Source organism: Devosia sp. 919 (genome assembly GCF_013185965.1).
Lineage (GTDB): Bacteria > Pseudomonadota > Alphaproteobacteria > Rhizobiales > Devosiaceae > Devosia.
In genome coordinates this window covers 75938-90586 of sequence record NZ_JABAOL010000001.1, presented here as the reverse complement: position 1 = coordinate 90586, position 14649 = coordinate 75938, and the positions used below count along the sequence as shown (strand labels likewise).

General features: G+C 62.9%; 15 protein-coding genes and 1 tRNA gene. 8 read left to right on the top strand and 8 right to left on the bottom strand.

The genetic code is table 11. From position 1 onward, the window contains the following. Positions 1-87: 87 nt before the first annotated feature. Positions 88-1071 carry a linear amide C-N hydrolase gene (locus tag HRQ64_RS00455; protein WP_172121588.1) on the top strand — a complete coding sequence of 328 codons (984 nt, stop codon included), beginning with the start codon at positions 88-90 and terminating at the stop codon, positions 1069-1071. A 34-nt stretch (positions 1072-1105) separates the two neighbouring features. Here the strand turns inward: HRQ64_RS00455 and HRQ64_RS00450 are convergent, their stop codons facing one another. Beyond that, entirely contained in the window at positions 1106-1513 is a 408-nt protein-coding gene (locus HRQ64_RS00450) for a VOC family protein (RefSeq protein WP_172121587.1), read from the bottom strand. Positions 1514-1689: 176 nt separating this feature from the next. On the opposite strand from HRQ64_RS00450, the gene HRQ64_RS00445 reads away from it, so the two are divergent. Further along, positions 1690-2091 carry a host attachment protein gene (locus tag HRQ64_RS00445; protein WP_172121586.1) on the top strand — a complete coding sequence of 134 codons (402 nt, stop codon included), beginning with the start codon at positions 1690-1692 and terminating at the stop codon, positions 2089-2091. Between the two features lie 300 nt (positions 2092-2391). Then, positions 2392-3096 (top strand): hypothetical protein, encoded by a 705-nt coding sequence (locus HRQ64_RS00440; protein WP_210258475.1) that lies wholly within the window; start codon positions 2392-2394, stop codon positions 3094-3096. A gap of 99 nt (positions 3097-3195) precedes the next feature. Here HRQ64_RS00440 and HRQ64_RS00435 read toward each other — a convergent pair whose 3' ends face one another. The 4 genes from HRQ64_RS00435 to HRQ64_RS00420 form a co-directional block, all read right to left on the bottom strand. Continuing rightward, positions 3196-4353, bottom strand: a complete 1158-nt coding sequence (locus HRQ64_RS00435) for an aminotransferase (protein WP_172121585.1) — start codon at positions 4351-4353, stop codon at positions 3196-3198. Between the two features lie 128 nt (positions 4354-4481). After that, positions 4482-5264, bottom strand: a complete 783-nt coding sequence (locus HRQ64_RS00430; protein ID WP_172121584.1) for a MetQ/NlpA family ABC transporter substrate-binding protein — start codon at positions 5262-5264, stop codon at positions 4482-4484. Positions 5265-5284: 20 nt separating this feature from the next. Next, on the bottom strand, positions 5285-5962 hold the full coding sequence (locus HRQ64_RS00425) for a methionine ABC transporter permease (protein ID WP_172121583.1): 678 nt from the start codon (positions 5960-5962) through the stop codon (positions 5285-5287). Next, positions 5952-6989, bottom strand: coding sequence for a methionine ABC transporter ATP-binding protein (locus tag HRQ64_RS00420; protein ID WP_172124705.1), 1038 nt, complete (start codon positions 6987-6989; stop codon positions 5952-5954). The genes HRQ64_RS00425 and HRQ64_RS00420 overlap by 11 nt, the downstream gene beginning before the upstream one ends. Positions 6990-7682: 693 nt before the next feature. On the opposite strand from HRQ64_RS00420, the gene HRQ64_RS00415 reads away from it, so the two are divergent. Then, entirely contained in the window at positions 7683-8744 is a 1062-nt protein-coding gene (locus tag HRQ64_RS00415; protein WP_172121582.1) for an SDR family oxidoreductase, read from the top strand. Between the two features lie 365 nt (positions 8745-9109). Here the strand turns inward: HRQ64_RS00415 and HRQ64_RS00410 are convergent. Together HRQ64_RS00410 and HRQ64_RS00405 are read right to left on the bottom strand one after the other, a co-directional pair. After that, positions 9110-9185 (bottom strand) — tRNA-Ala (locus HRQ64_RS00410). Between the two features lie 69 nt (positions 9186-9254). After that, positions 9255-10070 carry a siderophore-interacting protein gene (locus tag HRQ64_RS00405; protein ID WP_248307144.1) on the bottom strand — a complete coding sequence of 272 codons (816 nt, stop codon included), beginning with the start codon at positions 10068-10070 and terminating at the stop codon, positions 9255-9257. Between the two features lie 120 nt (positions 10071-10190). On the opposite strand from HRQ64_RS00405, the gene HRQ64_RS00400 reads away from it, so the two are divergent. Beyond that, positions 10191-11159, top strand: coding sequence for a zinc-binding dehydrogenase (locus HRQ64_RS00400; RefSeq protein WP_172121580.1), 969 nt, complete (start codon positions 10191-10193; stop codon positions 11157-11159). On the opposite strand, the gene HRQ64_RS00395 is transcribed toward HRQ64_RS00400, so the two are convergent. Further along, the gene (locus HRQ64_RS00395) at positions 11156-12472 is read right to left on the bottom strand and encodes an NAD(P)H-dependent oxidoreductase (RefSeq protein ID WP_172121579.1); all 1317 of its coding nucleotides are present in this window, start codon (positions 12470-12472) and stop codon (positions 11156-11158) included. The genes HRQ64_RS00400 and HRQ64_RS00395 overlap by 4 nt on opposite strands. 145 nt (positions 12473-12617) lie before the next feature. Between HRQ64_RS00395 and HRQ64_RS00390 the strand changes: the two genes are divergently transcribed. From HRQ64_RS00390 to HRQ64_RS00380, 3 genes are all read left to right on the top strand, one after another. Further along, entirely contained in the window at positions 12618-12980 is a 363-nt protein-coding gene (locus HRQ64_RS00390; protein WP_172121578.1) for a methylglyoxal synthase, read from the top strand. Positions 12981-13086: 106 nt separating this feature from the next. Next, positions 13087-13869 (top strand): ABC transporter ATP-binding protein, encoded by a 783-nt coding sequence (locus HRQ64_RS00385; protein WP_172121577.1) that lies wholly within the window; start codon positions 13087-13089, stop codon positions 13867-13869. Positions 13870-13922: 53 nt separating this feature from the next. Then, complete coding sequence (locus tag HRQ64_RS00380; RefSeq protein WP_172121576.1) at positions 13923-14627, top strand: ABC transporter ATP-binding protein; 705 nt, start codon at positions 13923-13925, stop codon at positions 14625-14627. Positions 14628-14649 lie beyond the last annotated feature (22 nt).

Here is a 14649-nt window from a genome sequence, read left to right as displayed (position 1 = left end):
GCAATCGAGTAGATTTGCTTGCCGGCGATTATGAGTGGTCAAACGGCACGGGTGTAATGAACCGGCTCCATCTGTGGGGAGGCCAGCATGTGCACGCGGTTTGTTTATCTGGGGGGAGACGATCAGGTCGTGACCGGACGCTCCATGGACTGGAAAACCGATATCGCCACCGATCTTTGGGCGTTCCCGCAGGCAATGCAGCGCTCGGGCCAGGCAGGGCCCAATTCGATCCAGTGGACCTCCCGCTATGGCAGCGTTGTCGCTTCGGCCCATGACAACTCGACTACGGACGGGATGAACGAGGCGGGCCTCGTTGCCAATCTGCTGTGGCTGGCCGAATCCACCTATCCCGATTATGACGGCACGCGGCCAGGCCTGACTATCGCCGCCTGGACGCAGTATGTGCTCGACAATTTTGCGTCGGTGCAGGTAGCGGTCGAGGCGCTGGCGCAAGAGCCCTTTGTCATCGTCACGGACAAAGTGCCGGGCGACGACAGGATGGCCACCCTGCACCTGGCCTTGTCGGATGCCAGTGGAGACAGCGCGATCATCGAATATGTCGGTGGCAAGCAGGTCATCCACCACAGCCGCGATTATCAGGTGATGACCAATTCACCGATCTTCGAAAAGCAGCTGGCGATGGAGGAATATTGGGAGCAGATCGGCGGCACCGTGTTTCTGCCCGGCACGAACCGGGCGTCGGACCGCTTCGCGCGCGCTTCCTTTTACGTGCAGGCCATTCCCAAGACCGACGATCCGGTGCAAACCATCGCGGCTGCCTTCAGCGTGATCCGCAATGTGTCGGTGCCCTTTGGCATCAGCACGCCCGATCAGCCCAATATTTCCTCGACGCGCTGGCGCACGGTTTCGGACCACAAGCGCAAGCGCTACTTCTTTGAATCGGCAATGACGCCCAATATCTTCTGGGTCGATATAGCCAAGCTCGATCTTTCAGCCAGTGGCAAGGTGATGAAGCTTGATCTGGGCCCCAACGAGATGAACATCTATTCGGACAGGGCCAACAATCAATTCCAGCCCGCCGAACCGTTTCAGTTCGCTGGCCTTCCCTAGCCCCTTGCGAGGGGGCTGGGTACAGGGCGCCTGATCAGTCTGCGGCCGGCGAGTCGATGACCCAGGTGACACCAAAGCGATCCATCGTCATGCCAAAGCCCGGTGACCATGGCTGCGGCTCGAAGGGCATGAGCGACGTTCCTCCCTCGGACAGCGCCCCAAAGATGCGGCGGGCTTGCTCGACGGAATCGGCGGCAATGGTGACGCTGTAGCCGCTGCGGTCTGAAAAATCCTGCAGGTCCTGGCCCATCAGAGCCTGATCGCCGATATCGATCCATGCATGCACGATCCGGTCAAGACGGTCCTCGGAGATGCCCGGCGCAAGTTCGGGCATGTCGCGGTGACTGATCATGGCGCGGATCTCGCCACCAAGAATGCTCGCATAGGCGGTGAAGGCTTCTCGGCAATTCCCGTCGAAATCAATGTTGGCAACGACTTTCATGGCATGTTCCTCCTTTCGGTGACGACCTTAGCAAGGCCATCTGAACACGGATGTGACTGTGCTGTCCGCGATGGTCTGCTCATGCAATCCACGACGAACGAGGCCGGCCAGTTGCTACGGGCAAGGAACGGGATGCAGTTTCACTTGTTAGTGTGGGACCCCCCAAGGAGAATAATATGCAGTTGCCCCATGGCACGATTGTTGCCGTTGCTGACGGCGAGAAACTAAACCTGTTCCGGAACACAGGAGATGAAGGCCGCCTGCAGCTGGCCGCCGAGCCAAAGGCGCCCGTGGATGCAAGCGGCTCCGGCTCGGGTGGACATCAAAGCAGCTCGTCCAACCCAGACAACGGTCAGCAGGCAGAAGACGGATTTTCCGCCGGCGTTGTCGACGTGCTCAACGGCATGGCGCTGAGTGGCGCCGCCAAAAACATGGTTATTGTTGCGGCTCCCCGTTCCTTGGGCGAGTTCCGCAAGCGATACCACAAGTCCCTGTCAGCCATCCTGCTCGGCGAGCTCGACAAGGACCTGACCGGACACAGTCTGGCAGAAGTAGAAGCGGCTGTGGGCGCTCACTAGACCCCGGGACGCCTGGTTCAGCTTCGGCATTAATGGTTGGCAGGCGAGCCGAAGTTAGACGGAGTGGCTGGAGCGGAGTTCTTTGAGGCTCCTGAAGGGGTGCGTGCCGAGGTGCGCGCCCCATGTGCTCGCCGTCAGCGCCGGGCTCGTTGCCCGATTGGTTCAGGGTGAAAATGCTACGGCCGGGCGGACGCTGCAGACGAGTTTTTCCATTGAATCCATGGAGCAGGCCCACAGGCTCCTCCGGAGCTAGCGGCCCACGTCGAGGACCTCAACTCTGCCGATTGGTCATGGAGTCTCATGCCCCTTCAGAACCGCGTTACGCCCTATGGGGAAATCGTCGTTGATCCATCAAGGGGTGCTTTGATGGGAAACCGTGGAATACTGCACAAGGACGGCAGGGAACTCGGGACTGCACGATGGCGTCACCCCAATTGGGTCACCTGTGTGCTTTGCTTTGGCACTCGGCGCCGTCAGCTGATGGCCCCCGACAGCTATACCGAGCTCTTTTTCCTGGATGAGGCGACCGCCTTGTCGGCCGGGCATCGACCTTGTGCGCAATGCCGCAACAAAGACTATAAGCGCTTCCTTGCAGCTTGGGCGAAGGGGCATGGCCTTGACCAGCCGCCTACCGCAAAGGAACTGGACGCCAAACTCCATGCCGAACGGGTTTCGCCCAAGCGGCAAAAGCTTACACGCAGGGCGCCGGCTGCGTCACTGCCGCAAGGAACAATGATAACCCTCGAGGGGCAGCCGTTCCTGATCTGGGGTGCCGGAATGAAATCCTGGTCTTTTCTGGGCTACGGCGACACCCACAGCCTGCCTCGCGACAGCGTCGAGGTCTTGACGCCATGGGGAACGGTGCTTGCCTTGGCCGCCGGGTTTGTTCCCATGGTTGATGAGAGCGCTGGTCACAGAGGGGACGAGCTTGGCAGCAGTCCTCCCCGAGACTGGGGAGACGACGAGTTTGAGGGCAATCAAGGTCACCCTCCTGGCCGGCTTTGACGAGCCGATCTCATTCTGCCGGGATTTCGGCCTGGACTGGAACGGCCCCAAACGCGCAGGCGGACTGGCTTGCTTGGACCAGCCAGCCCGGGATGTCGATCAGTTCTTGTTTGCGCGCCAATCACGCAGGCGATCGACGCCGGCGAGGATGGTTTGCGGCGTCTTGGCAAAGCACAGGCGCAAGAGGCCGCTGGAGCGGCCGTCGCTGTGGAAGGCCGATAAGGGGATGGCGGCGACGCCGGCTTCCCGCACCAGCCGTTGCGCGAATGCGACATCGTCCCCGGCGGGATCATAGGCCGAAATATCGATGTTGAGGAAATAAGTGCCCTGGGCATCCAGCACGGTGAACCCGGCTTGCCGGAGCGATCCGGCCATCAGGTCGCGCCGCTGCTGCAGCTTGCTACGCAATCCGTCGAAATAGTCAGCGTCCAGCCGCAGGCCGTAAGCAACCGCCGTCTGCAAAGCAGGCGGGGTGGTGAAGGTCAGGTATTGATGGGCGTTGGCAATGGGGCCGAGCAGGCGAGCATCGGCGGTGACATAGCCGACCTTCCAGCCGGTGACGGAAAACGACTTGCCGGCCGAGCCGATGCGCACGCAACGCGCACGGGCCTCCGGCAGGCTCATCAGCGGAGTATGCCGGCGGCCGTCGAAGGTCAGGTGTTCGTAGACCTCGTCACAGATCGCAACCAGATCGTGCCGGTTGATCAGCTCGCTGATGAATTGGAGGTCATCGAGCCCCATGAGGTGGCCGGTCGGGTTCATCGGCGTGTTGAGTACAATGGCGCGGGTTTTGGCGGTTACGGCGGCTTCAAGCGCCTCGCGCGGCAAGGTCCAGTGCGGCGCTTCGAGGGTGACCGGCACCACATTGGCGCCGGCGCGCTGCACCAGCGGGCGGTAGGAGTCGTAGGCGGGCTCCAGCAGGATGACTTCGTCGCCGGGGTTAAGCAGCGCCAGAAAGGCGGCGGCCAGGGCCTCGGTAGCGCCAGAAGTGACGATCACCTCGGCCTGCCAATCGACCTCGAGCCCGAAGTGCCGCTGAGCGTTCTCGGCCACGGCCTGGCGCAGCGCCGGGAGCCCGCGCATGGGCGGGTATTGGTGCGGGCCGGCCAGCATGGCCTGGGCGGCGACCTCGACCACTTCACGCGGCTCCAGGTCTTCGGGAAAGCCTTGCCCGAGATTGATCGCGTCATGCTCGGCCGCGAGGCGCGACATAGTCTCGAAGATGGAGACGCCGAGTTGGGAGAAAACTTCGTTCATGAACGGGATCCGGATGCCGGGTGCGGCGGCTTTTGAGGGACGCTACGCACCCCTGCCATGGACTCCGGCTTGGCCGCAAGGGGAAGAGGCCGTCGCCGAGCAAGCCCGGCGACACCCCTTTGTTCGGCTTACCAGCTCGCCAGGACGGCGCCGTTGAAGGTGGTGTCGACGAACTCTTTGATCTCATCGGAGTGGTAGGCTTCAACCAGCGCCTTGACCCATTCGGCGTCCTTGTCCTCGCTGCGCACAGCAATGATGTTGACGTAAGGGCCCTTGGGGCTTTCGCGCAGGATGGCGCCGTTCACTGGATCAAGCCCAGCCTGCTCGGCATAGTTGGTGTTGATGCCAGCCGCGTCGACATCGGGCAGGGTCCGGGGCAGTTGGGCGGCGTCGATCTCGAGGATCTGCAGGTTCTTGGGATTGTCGACGATATCAGCGACACTTGCTGCGGTACCGACGCCGTCCTTGAGCTTGATTACCCCGTTTTCCTGGAGCAGCAGCAGCACGCGGCCGCCATTGGTGGGATCGTTGGGAATGGCGATCGAGCCGCCTTCGGGCAGGTCCTCAATGGACTTCAGCTTTTCGGAATAGATGCCGATGGGGAAATTCACGGTGGTAGCGACTGAGACGATGTCGTAGCCACGGTCCTTGATTTGGTTGTCGAGATAGGGCTGGTGCTGGAACGAATTGGCATCGAGTTCACCCGAAGCGAGCGCTTCGTTGGGCACAACGTAGTCGGAGAACTCGGTGATCTCGAGTTCGATGCCTTTGGGGGCCAGCACTTCCTGAACCGCTTCGAGGATCTGGGCGTGTGGGCCGGGCGTGACGCCGATCTTGTAGGTTTCGGCAAAGGCCGGCGCTGCCGAGAGCGTCAGGGCAAGCGCGAGGGCAGGCAGGAAGGTCTTGGTCATAGAGGCATCCTTGTTGAAAGTCAGAAGCGGGCGCGCTTGTCGAGCCGGCGCGCGAGGAAGTCGCCAAGGCTTTGCACGCCCTGGACGAGAACAATCAGCACCAGCACCACGACGAGCATGACGTCGGGCATGAAGCGCTGGTAGCCAAAGCGAATGCCGAGATCCCCGAGGCCGCCACCCCCCACAGCCCCGACCATGGCCGAGTAGCCGATCAGGCTGACGACGGTGAGCGTCAGGGCGGAGACGATGGCGGGCAGTGCCTCCGGCAGCAGCACTTTTTGCACGATCTGAAGCGGGGTCGCGCCCATGGCGCGGGCGGCCTCGATCAAGCCTTGGTCTACGCCGCGAATGGCCGCTTCGATGACGCGGGCAATAAAGGGCGCGGCAGCAATGGTCAGCGGCACGATGGCGGCGCTGGTGCCGATGGAAGTGCCGGCAATCAGCCGCGTGAGGGGGACGATGGCGACCACGAGGATGATGAAGGGGGTGGAACGGGCCGCATTGACCACGAGCCCGATCGCGTTGTTGATCGCCGGGGCGGCAAAGAGTTCGCCACGCCGACTGGTGGCGAGGAACACGCCGAGCGGCAGGCCGATCAGGGTGCCGATCAGCCCAGCCACCCCAACCATGTAAAGGGTCTGGCCAATCGAGGAGAACAGCAGCTTGAGGATCTGGGGGGAGAAAACTTCAGGCCACATAGCCAAGCACCTCCACATCCAGACCCAGCTTTTGCGCCGCTTCGCTGAGGGCCGCGACCTGGGTGGGCACGGCGGGGACTCCCACGATCAAGGTGCCAAAGGGTTGCCCGGCGATGTGATCGACCTTGGCCTGGATAATCCCCAGATCCAGATCGAGTTGCCGGGTCAATACGGACAGAAAGGGCTGGGCCGCGTCGCCACCGGTAAAGGTCAGGCGCACCAGCGCCTGCGACGCGCCTGCGGGATCTGAGGCAAGCTTGCTGGCGAGATGGGCCGGCAGTTCGGTGCCCGTGAGGCTGGCGACAAAGTTGCGCGTTGTTGGGTGCCTTGGCCGGGTAAAGAGGTCAAAGGTCGACCTTTCCTCCACAATCCGGCCGCCATCGATCACCGCCACCCGATCGGCCACCGACTTGATGACGGACATTTCATGGGTGATCAGCAGCACGGTCAGGGACAGTTCGGCATTGACGCGGCGCAGCAGCGCCAGGATTTGTTCGGTGGTTTCCGGGTCAAGCGCCGAGGTCGCTTCGTCCGACAGCAGCACCTTGGGATTGGTCGCGAGGGCACGGGCAATGCCGACGCGCTGCTTTTGGCCGCCGGACAGTTCGGCGGGATAGCGCCGCGCCTTGTCGGCCAGCCCTACAAGCTCGAGTAACGGGGTGATCCGCGCCTTGATCTGGGCTGAGGGCACGCCGGCAATCTCGAGCGGCAGCGCGATGTTGTCATAGGCGGTGCGGCGCGCCAGCAGATTGAAATGCTGGAAGATCATGCCGATGGAGCGGCGCTGCTCGCGCAGGGCGTGTTCGGGCAGGGCGGAAATTTCAACGCCGTCCACGACGACCTGTCCGCGGCTTGGGCGTTCGAGCCCGTTGACCAGCCGGATCAAGGTGGATTTGCCGGCCCCGGAGCGCCCGATCACCCCAAGGATCGAGCCTTTGGGCACTTCAAGCGTGATGGCTTCCAGAGCACTGACGGCACCGCCGCCGGAGCGCGCCGGATAGGTCTTTTCGACGTCCCGCAGCGCAATAAGGGGTGCGGCGTTTTCCGCAGCGGATGGGGCGGGTTGTAGGTGTAGATGAAGGTTCACTGGGTATCCTGGAATCAGGGCGTAGATTGGCGACTCGGCACCTCAGAGTCGAGCCAAGGCTTGCTTTGCATCGAGCCGGCAGGAAAACTTCGTTGGCACCACGCCCTAATTCTTAGTTCGGCATTCCTGCGGCTGTGTCCAGCTCTGGTGCATATAGCGCTGGGCAGGCTTGTGCCAACCAGAGTTTGCCCCCGTGCTTGCATAACCACGGTGCCGCAGGCGATCACGCCGGCGGAATGCGTCGGCCTAACTGGGTATCAAAGGCGGTTTGCGGAGCCTAATCGATGGCTAAAGCTGAGCCAGCCTGGATGGACTTCATGCCGGGTCTGCTGCTCGGCCCAACGGCGCAGAATGCGGTCCGCCACCTTTGGGACAGCGTAGGAAGTCCGGAACCCCAACCTTGCCGTGTGGGTTTGGACAAGCACCGGCGATGCCAGCAGTTGACAGCGGAGCATTTCGGTCGCCTGGCTGATCGCGTTCCTTGTTCCGCTCCTTGGGACAGCAACGGCTTAACCGACCAATCCGCTAGCGCAGCTTGAAGAAAGAGGGGTGCGAAGGTCACTTCGCACCGCCATTGCTTGTGCTGGGGAGTTGCACCCGACCTGAATTCGACCTTTCATGATGGAGAAGATTATGGCCAAAACGGCATTGGTGGTTGGCGCAAGCGGTATCGTGGGAAGCGCGACAACCGCTCTGCTGGTTTCGGAGGGTTGGACAGTCTACGGGCTGGCCCGGCGTCCCCTTGCACAGGCGGGGGTTACACCCGTTACTGCGGATCTGCAGGACGCCGGAGGGACGGCGGCAGCCTTGAAAGACCTCAAAGTGGATGCGGTTTTCATCACCACGTGGCTGCGCCAAGACAGCGAGGCGGAGAATATCCGCGTCAATTCAGCCATGGTGCGCAATCTGCTGGACGGATTGCGGTCAAGCAACAGTACCCGCCATGTGGCGCTCGTCACCGGGCTCAAGCACTATCTTGGCCCCTTTGAGTCGTATGGCAAAGGTGTGCTGCCACAAACCCCGTTCCGGGAAGATCAAGGCAGGCTGGACGTCGCTAATTTTTATTATGCACAGGAAGATGAAGTGTTTGCCGCCGCCGCGCGCGACGGCTTCACCTGGAGCGTTCATCGCCCGCATACCGTCATCGGCAAAGCTGTCGGTAATGCCATGAACATGGGAACGACCCTGGCTGTTTACGCCTCGCTCTGCCGCGAACTCGGACGTCCTTTCCGCTTCCCGGGATCAGCGGCGCAATGGAACGGACTGACGGACATGACGGATGCGCGCCAGCTCGCGCACCAGCTGCTGTGGGCCGCAACCACCCCGGCCGCCGCCAATCAGGCGTTCAACATTGTCAATGGTGACGTGTTCCGGTGGAGCTGGATGTGGGCTCGGATTGCTGAGTGGTTCGGCCTAGAGCCCGCGCCGTTCGACGGCACAGTGTTGACGCTGGAGCAGCAGATGCAAGGCGACGCCCCCATCTGGAAGCAGCTAGCCGAGCGCCACGGCTTGGTCGAGCCGGAGCTTTCGCGGCTGTCTTCCCCCTGGCATACCGACGCCGATTTGGGGCGCCCGATCGAGGTCGTCACCGACATGGGCAAGAGCCGCAGTTTGGGCTTTACCCGCTATCAGCCAACCGATCAGGCCTTTTATGACCTGTTCACCCAGTTGCGCGCTGATCGCCTGATCCCATAGATGCAACCGGACCAATTTGCTGTTTGGGGTCAGCCAGGAGCAGAAGCATGTCACGGCACCTGCTCTGGACCCTGAACTGGTGCATGAAGCGCTCCCCGAGCTGGGCATGTTCGCCGCAGGGCAGGATTGCGGCCAAGCGCGAGCACTCCCGGCGACTGCCCGACATCTCGGTCGGAAGGCATCTTGCGCCGGCCGATCAGCGCAGGAAATGAGCGACCCGGAAGGGCCACAGTCCCTGGTGCTGAAAATGGATACTGGGGCTAATTCTACGGGGTACGCAAATGGGGTACGTGTTGGGGTACGCGACTGATTTTGCGGGCCTGCTACTCCCTGAAGTTGCAGGGCTTTCATGCGTCGCCGGAAAATGGTGGAGCTGAGCGGGATCGAACCGCTGACCTCGTCATTGCGAACGACGCGCTCTCCCAACTGAGCTACAGCCCCGTTCCGACCGGGTTGATATGCACCAAGATCGGGCCGCAGAGCAAGAGGATTGCGTGGCTCGGCAGCGGCTCAGTGGGGCTCCTTGGCGTCCGCGGTGCCGAGGAGCCAATAGCCGGCGGCCTTGATGTATTCGGGGTTCCAGCCACGCTCGTCGGTGAGGTGCGCGCGCACGGCTTTGCTCATGCTGGTTTCGCCCGCGATATAGGCGTAAGCCTCGCCGGCCGGGAATTCGAGCGCCGCCACGGCATCGAGCAGCAGGCTCGTCGTGCCGGCGGGCTGGCCGTTGCGATGCACGTAGTGAAGGGTCAGGTCCGCCTGGGTGGTGAAGCGCTGCTCTTCGGCAGCGTCGGCCACTTCGATCACCGCGATCACCCGGGCGCCGGCAGGGAGTTCTTCGATGCGGCGGCCAAGTGCGGGCAGGGCGGTTTCATCGCCCACCAGCAAATACCAGTCAAAGGCGTCGGGTACAACCAAAGAGCCGCGCGGGCCACCGATCACGAGTTTGTCGCCCAGCTTCACCTTGGCGGCCCAGCTCGAGGCGGGGCCATCACCATGGAGCACGAAATCGAGCTCGAGCGTGCCTGCCGCCACGTCGAAATAGCGTGGGGTATAGTCGCGCATTTCAGGGCGCTTGCCGGGGAGGAATTCAGCACCCCGCTCCCCGATCGGGGCGGTGTAGGGCTCGACCCCGTCCGGGAAAAAGAACGCCTTGATGTGATCGGCATGGCCAAGCGAAGCAAATCCGGTCAGGTCCCCGCGCAGCGAAATCCGGCGCATGCGCGGGGTGATGTCGGTGACCCCAACCACATCGAGCAGGCGCATCCGGGTCTCGTGGCGAACACGAATTGGGGCGCGGGGATCGCTGGTGGGGGCAGTGTCGGACATCGCAGTCATTCCTGAATAGTTCGGTCAGGATTTACTCCGCTCGGGAACCCTGGGCAAGCCTTGCGCCGTTCTGATGGGGAGACGTGGTTTCGATCACCCCCCAGATGCAGGAGAAACATCATGCGCAGCATCATCTACGACAGCTTTGGCGTGCCCGAGCAGGTGCTCCAACTGGGCGATCGCCCCAAGCCCGAGCCGGGCCCCGGGCAGGTGCGGTTGCGCATGGTGCTGTCGCCCATCCACAATCACGACCTGATGACCGCGGCCGGGAGCTATGGCTTCAAGCCGGAACTGCCCGCGACAGGCGGCACGGAGGCACTTGGGGTGGTGGATGCCTTGGGGGAGGGCGTCACCACTCTGCAGGTGGGGCAGCGCGTCACCGGGGGCGGGCAGGCGACGTGGGCCGAGTATTTTCTGGGCGACGCGGCCCGGCTGGTGCCGGTGCCCGACAGTGTCGACGACGAAACCGCCTGTCAGCTCGTGTCGATGCCGCTTTCAGCCAAGATGATCATCCATGAGCTCGGGCTCAAGCGCGGGGACTGGCTGGTGCAGAATGCCGCCAATGGCGCGGTGGGCAAGCTCGTGGCGCGGTTCGGGGCCGAGCAGGGGATTGGCGTCATCAGCCTGGTCCGGCGCGACGAGGCGGTCGCCGAGCTCAAGGCGCTGGGCATTGAGCATGCCGTTTCAATCGCCAGCGAAGGCTGGCAGGACAAGGCCCGGGCGATGATCGGGGAAGGCAAGGCGCTGCACGGCATCGATTCGCTGGGTGGCGATGGGCCGGCTGATCTGGCGGAGGTTATGGCTGATGGCGGCACGATCACCAATTTTGGCGCCATGACCGGCCGGCCGCTGCGCATTACCCCGGCGCTGCTGCTGTTCCGGCAGATGACGATCAAGGGGTTCTGGGCCGCCAAGCCCAAGACGCCGGTGGCCGAGATCGCGCGGATGATCGGCGAGCTTGTCGCCGATGCCGCCAATGGCAAGCTCACCCTGCCGGTGGATGGTATTTATCCGCTTGAGGAGATCGCCGCGGCGGTCAAGGCCAGCGGCGAGCCCGGGCGCAAGGGCAAGGTGGTGCTGCGGCCTTAAACGAGGCCCAGCATCCGGTCCTGCTCGCGACGCAGCGCGAACAGGCGGGTGGAGGTGTCCGGCTGGCTGTTGGCTGAAGTCAGCAGCTCCCCCTTCTTGACCGGCGCGGTCACCTTGCCGCCTTCGAGCAGCCCCACCGGCACGGCCCCTTTGGCGCGGCTATCGGTGATGGTCATGGTGAAGGAGCGGTAGCAGGTTTCCCCGATTGCATCGAAGGTTTCGCCCACGGCGAGGTCGCGCTTCGCCACGGCGCAAACCTCGGCCACGGGCTGGGGCAGGGGCACCATGTCGGGCTTGCCATGCAGCATGATGCGCGCGCAGGTCAGCGGCACTTCAAGGCTCGTCAGGTGATAGGGCCGGAAGAAGCTGTAATAGGGTCCGTGGCCGATATGGAGATCATCCATGCGCTCGATGATGCGGGGATGCTCGGCCTTGACGATCACGAAAACGCCAGGCGCCACGCCCTTGCCGACGGTGAAATCGACGACCCCCATCTTGTGGAGGATCCCCCCGTCTTCGCGCGGGATCAAAATCTTGGCCATGTCGTCGCGATCGGCCTTGGGGCCGTGCATGCCCGGCACATCGGGCACGAGGCCGGTGGCATTGGCGATGGCGCACATTTCCACCATGGTCTTGGAGCCATCGACGAACTCCACCAGCATGCGGGGGTTCATGTTGCGGCGCTCGGCTTCTTCCCGGTACTCGTCGGGGATGGCATCGTGGCGGAGGGGATTGTTCTTGCCCTTGCCGGCGGCGACGATGGGCAGGCCCAGCGCGGAAACGAACTCGATCAGCTCCATGCAGGAGGACGGCTCGTCTCCCGCGCCCACGGAATACACAACGCCGAGCCGGTCGGCCTGCGCCTTGAGATAGGGGCCGATGGTGACATCGGCTTCCACATTCATCATCACCAGATGCTTGCCATGCTCCATGGCCAAGAGGTCGTAATCGGCGGCGACGCCGGGCTTGCCGGTGGCGTCGATCACCACATCGATATTGGGGGTGGTGACGAGGGTTTCGGCCGAGGTGATGGCGATCTTGCCCGCTTCGATGGCGGCGGTGGCCTGGGCGGGACTGTCGGCGGTGCGCCCCTTGCTGTCTTCGCCATAGGCGATCTGCATGGCGGCAAGCGCGGTATGGGGGCGACGGGTGGCGATGGCCGCCATTTCGATGCCCTGCATCAGCGACATCTGGGTCACAAGATCGGTGCCCATTTCCCCCGAGCCGATCACCCCGACGCGGATGGGCTTGCCGCTTTCGGCTCGCGCCTGGAGGTCACGAGCAATGCCGGTGAGGGTGATGGAAGCGGTCATGGGTTCAGGTCCAAAAAGTGTTGATCTCCCCTAGCATCGGCAGGAGCAGTTTGAAACAGCGGTGACCCGTCGGGGTGCGGAAGCGCGTGCGCTTGCTGGCAGGGCGGCATCATGCTTTGTGGGCCGGCAACTGGAGGCAAAGGCGATGGCGCGGATCGGTTTGGTGGCCCATGACGACAAAAAGGACGAGATGGCCGCCTGGGCCCATGCCCACCGGGCCAAGCTCAGCCAGCACGAGCTCTGGGGTACGGGCACGACGGGCGGAAGGGTGATGCGGGAAACCGGCTTGCCGGTGGCACTGCTCAAAAGCGGGCCCTTGGGTGGCGATCAGCAGCTGGGCGCGATGATTGCCGAAGGCCAGCTCGATGTGCTGATCTTTTTCATCGATCCGCTCTCGGCCCAGCCGCATGACGTTGACGTGAAGGCGCTGACGCGGTTGGCGACGCTTTACGATGTTCCCTTTGCGCCCAATAAATCTACCGCAGACGCGGTTCTGGCGGCGCTTTAGCGCCCCCCGGCGCGGTTGACCGGTCCGCAAGCTTGTGCGCAGATGCGGCCAAACGGCCCCGGTTCGCGGGGCAATTGGCTATCCAGTGATCAAGGGTCAGAACCGCGTGTCCGTTGACGCAGTGATTGACGTTCGTAACGTCTCCAAAAGCTTTGGCGGTCTTCAGGCCGTTAGAAACTGCTCGCTCCAGGTGGAGCGAGGCTCCATCACGGGCCTGATCGGGCCCAATGGCGCGGGCAAGTCGACCCTGTTCAATATCGTGGCGGGCAATATTGTCCCCGATAGTGGTTCGGTGATCTTTGATGGCAAGGATGTGACGGGCCTCAAGCCGCATCAGCTGTTTCGCACCGGCATGTTGCGCACCTTCCAGATCGCCCATGAATTCGGGCAGATGACGGCGCTCGAGAACCTGATGATGGTGCCGGGCGATCAGCCGGGGGAGAGCCTCTTTAACAGCTGGTTCCGGCCCGGCCTGGTGCGCTCGCGCGAGCAGGAGGTGCGCCAAAAGGCGCTCGATGTGATCGACTTCCTCAAGCTTGGGCATGTGCGCAACGAGCTGGCGGGCAATCTTTCGGGTGGACAGAAAAAGCTGCTCGAGCTGGGGCGCACCATGATGGTGGATGCCGAAGTGGTGTTGCTCGACGAAGTGGCGGCGGGCGTCAACAAGACGCTGCTCAATGATCTGGCCGCCAATATCGAGCGGATGAACCGCGAGCTCGACTACACTTTCTTTGTGATCGAGCACGACATGGATCTGATCGGGCGGCTGTGCGATCCGGTGATCGTGATGGCGCAGGGCGAAAAGATCGCCGAAGGCCCGATGGCGCAGATCCGGGCCAATCCCGCGATCGTGGAAGCCTATTTCGGCACGCCGGTGGAGGCGGTTTGAATGGAGCTTTTGCGTGTGAATACCCGGCTGCAAGCCCGCGGGGAGAGCCGGCTATGGCATTGATCGAACTCAAGCATGTGGTGGGCGGCTATGGCGGCGCACCGATCCTCAACGGGGTGGATCTGAGCATCGAGCCCCACGATATCGGCGTCATTGTCGGGCCAAACGGGGCGGGCAAATCGACGACGCTCAAGGCCATTTTCGGCCTCTTGAAGGTCACGGGCGGCAGCATTGAATTCGGCGGCGAGAACATCGCCAATTCCCTGCCCGACAAGCTCGTGCCCAAGGGGCTCAGCTTCGTGCCCCAGGAAAAGAACGTCTTTACCTCGATGAGTGTCGAGGAAAATCTCGAAATGGGGGCCTTTACCCGTCGGGATGATTTCCGCTCCACCATGGAGTGGGTCTACGGGATGTTCCCGGTGCTGGCCGAAAAGCGGCGCCAGCCGGCGGGGGAATTGTCGGGCGGGCAGCGCCAGATGGTGGCCATGGGCCGCGCCCTGATGAGCCAGCCCAAGCTCTTGATGCTCGACGAGCCCTCGGCGGGCCTGTCGCCGCGCTATGTGATCGAGATCTTCGAGACCATTGTGCGCGTCAACAAGGAAGGCGTCGGCATCTTGATGGTGGAGCAGAATGCGCGCCAGGCGCTGGCCTTTGCCACCAGAGGCTTTGTGTTGGCAGGCGGGCAGAATCGCTTCAGCGGCACCGGCCCCGAACTTATCGCCGATCCCGAAGTCGCCAAAAGCTTTTTGGGCGGCTGAGATGGACCTCCCCTCCGCCGAT

Excerpts from the sequence above, each read along its gene's own strand:
- HRQ64_RS00440 (WP_210258475.1), top strand. The coding sequence starts at position 2,392 with ATGCCCCTTCAGAACCGCGTTACGCCCTATGGGGAAATCGTCGTTGAT.
- HRQ64_RS00395 (WP_172121579.1), bottom strand. The coding sequence starts at position 12,472 with ATGACCGCTTCCATCACCCTCACCGGCATTGCTCGTGACCTCCAGGCG.
- HRQ64_RS00450 (WP_172121587.1), bottom strand. The coding sequence starts at position 1,513 with ATGAAAGTCGTTGCCAACATTGATTTCGACGGGAATTGCCGAGAAGCC.
- HRQ64_RS00390 (WP_172121578.1), top strand. The coding sequence starts at position 12,618 with ATGGCGCGGATCGGTTTGGTGGCCCATGACGACAAAAAGGACGAGATG.
- HRQ64_RS00435 (WP_172121585.1), bottom strand. The coding sequence starts at position 4,353 with ATGAACGAAGTTTTCTCCCAACTCGGCGTCTCCATCTTCGAGACTATG.
- HRQ64_RS00425 (WP_172121583.1), bottom strand. The coding sequence starts at position 5,962 with ATGTGGCCTGAAGTTTTCTCCCCCCAGATCCTCAAGCTGCTGTTCTCC.
- HRQ64_RS00380 (WP_172121576.1), top strand. The coding sequence starts at position 13,923 with ATGGCATTGATCGAACTCAAGCATGTGGTGGGCGGCTATGGCGGCGCA.
- HRQ64_RS00455 (WP_172121588.1), top strand. The coding sequence starts at position 88 with ATGTGCACGCGGTTTGTTTATCTGGGGGGAGACGATCAGGTCGTGACC.
- HRQ64_RS00445 (WP_172121586.1), top strand. The coding sequence starts at position 1,690 with ATGCAGTTGCCCCATGGCACGATTGTTGCCGTTGCTGACGGCGAGAAA.
- HRQ64_RS00430 (WP_172121584.1), bottom strand. The coding sequence starts at position 5,264 with ATGACCAAGACCTTCCTGCCTGCCCTCGCGCTTGCCCTGACGCTCTCG.
- HRQ64_RS00405 (WP_248307144.1), bottom strand. The coding sequence starts at position 10,070 with ATGTCCGACACTGCCCCCACCAGCGATCCCCGCGCCCCAATTCGTGTT.
- HRQ64_RS00415 (WP_172121582.1), top strand. The coding sequence starts at position 7,683 with ATGGCCAAAACGGCATTGGTGGTTGGCGCAAGCGGTATCGTGGGAAGC.
- HRQ64_RS00400 (WP_172121580.1), top strand. The coding sequence starts at position 10,191 with ATGCGCAGCATCATCTACGACAGCTTTGGCGTGCCCGAGCAGGTGCTC.